Annotated in this window: 1 protein-coding gene and 1 other RNA gene; one reads left to right on the top strand and one right to left on the bottom strand. The window is 36.2% G+C overall.

Annotated features, from left to right (window positions below):
• Window positions 1-122: 122 nt before the first annotated feature.
• Window positions 123-1,514, top strand: a complete 1,392-nt coding sequence (locus CEX73_RS02580; RefSeq protein WP_101627031.1) for an MFS transporter — start codon at window positions 123-125, stop codon at window positions 1,512-1,514.
• Between the two features lie 109 nt (window positions 1,515-1,623).
• Here CEX73_RS02580 and rnpB read toward each other — a convergent pair.
• Window positions 1,624-2,016, bottom strand: an RNA gene (gene rnpB, locus CEX73_RS02575) — RNase P RNA component class A.
• Window positions 2,017-2,152: the final 136 nt, after the last annotated feature.

The raw sequence follows: 2,152 nt of genomic DNA, 5'->3' as shown, positions 1-2,152 counted from the left end.
GCAGTAAATAAAAGGTACTTGAAGATAAACAAAACAGGTTAATAAACACTATTTAATTAACTAGTTTAAAACGTATTACTTTTTTGAAACATATCAAATATACAAGGAATATCAAACTATATATGCAACCAGTAAAATTAAATTTTATCTTTACAGAGCAACTAGATTCTATATCTCTGACTAAAAATCAAAAATATCTGATATTCATTATCATGATTGGAAACATTTTAGTATTTTTCGACTTTTTTTTATTTAATTTTGTTATGACTCTGCTGATGCAAGACCCCAAATGGTCATTAAGCAGAACACAGTGCGGATTAATTTTCTCAAGCGCTGGAGTAGGAATAATTATCGGTGCAATTGTTTGGGGTTGGTATACTGATCACCATAGTAAAAAAAAATCATTTCTATTCTGTCTTGTGATGCTAGTCATATGTACTGGATTTTCTGCTCTGACACCTACAAATAACTGGATATATTTATCGGTTTTACGAATTGGTGTCGGTATAGCTGTTGGCGGTTTTAATGTGATTGCTGTACCTTATATTCAAGAATTTTTACCGGTAAAAAAGCGAGGTATATTTACTGGTATTTCTTTAGCTTTTGTTCCCTTGGGGTTATTTTTTGGGGCTCTTACTACACGTTATCTTGCTGATATTTTGAGTTGGAGAGAAATGTTCTCTATTAGTTATCTACCCGTTTTACTACTAGCTTGGGTAAAAGTTATTCCGGAATCACCACGATATTTAGTTTTAAAAAGACGCTTTCAGGATGCTCAAAAATCTTATGCTTGGGTTCTGAATATTCCAGAATGGCAAATGATTAATCTACCTCATTATCAATTTATTGATCATGAAAAATTGTCTTATCGAAAGATAATTCAGTCTTATCCTAAAGAAATTACTATTATTGCGGTAGGATCTTTTTGTTTTATCCTAGGGTGTTTTGTAATTCAATCATGGGGGCAAATACTTTTAAATCAATTATTACATTTTTCTCTTAGTATGGTAAATACTTTATTTATGATAATTGCTTTTGGCAATATTACAGGCAGATTAATATCTGCATGGATCTCTGATTATATTGGACGACGTTGGACACTCTTTGCATGTGGTTTGATAGCGGCTCTCGGCTGTATAATTGCCGCACTATATCAACACATTACTACTATCATGCATATGATAGGTATTAATATTACTTCTGCTGATTGGATTTTCTTTGTAGGTATCTTCATAGTCATGATGTTTGGTGATGGTGCATTTAGCATTATTAATGTTTTCGGTAGTGAAATGTTTCCTAATCAGATACGTTCTACTTGTCTAGGGTTGGGTTATGGAGTAGGTGCTACTGCGAAAATGATTGGCCCCATTTTGTTAAGTACTCTGATTGGTAAAAGTAAAGAAAACTGTTCTGAAAATATAGTTATACTCCCATTTGTGATATTAGCTGTTATTTTTTTGCTCGGTTCGATTGTTTATTTGTTTGCTCGCGAAACACGTAATATTAAAAGTTAACATAATACCAAAAGTGATTAATTAATAATCGATTCAATGCTACGCTACTGTCTAAAACCGAGAGCGCTGATATTGCTATGCTATTAAACTAAAATAATTATAAAAGTGAAAGTGAAGTTGACCGTTAAGCCGGGTTCTGTCGTAGACAGTCATTCATCTAGGCCAATGCTCGCGCGTTGGCTCAAGCAGCTTACCCGGGTTTTAGTGCGGGCCGCACTTTGAAACCTCTCTTTAGCCTTGCTCCAGGTGGAGTTTACCGTGCCGTGAGCTGTTACCAGCCACGCGGTGCGCTTTTACCGCACCTTTTCACCCTTGCCTGATTACGCTGCTTTGGTATCAAGTCGCGTGCCATCGGCTGTTTGCTTTCTGTTGCACTAGTCGTAAGTTTACACTTCCCAGGTGTTACCTGGCACCTTTGCCCTATGGAGCCCGGACTTTCCTCTCCCCCGCTTTCTTCTTCAAAAGAGAATCAAAGCGAAGCAGCGACTGTCTGGTCAACTTCGTGACGAAGTATAAATACTTTCCCTACGCTTGTCATCTATGATATGCAACCACATGACATTACGGTTAGCTAACCAGCGTAGCTGTATAGCCTTGATTAAATTGATGTAGTCATATTAATATGTGGTTACTAAACC

It is taken from the genome of Candidatus Palibaumannia cicadellinicola, assembly GCF_002855795.1.
Classification (GTDB): Bacteria; Pseudomonadota; Gammaproteobacteria; order Enterobacterales; family Enterobacteriaceae; genus Baumannia; species Baumannia cicadellinicola_C.
Note: the sequence above shows the minus strand (reverse complement) of the source record. Positions and strands in the feature narration are given on the sequence as shown.

What these genes read in the sequence shown, in the direction of transcription:
- CEX73_RS02580 (WP_101627031.1), top strand. Translation starts at nt 123, where the DNA reads ATGCAACCAGTAAAATTAAATTTTATCTTTACAGAGCAACTAGATTCT.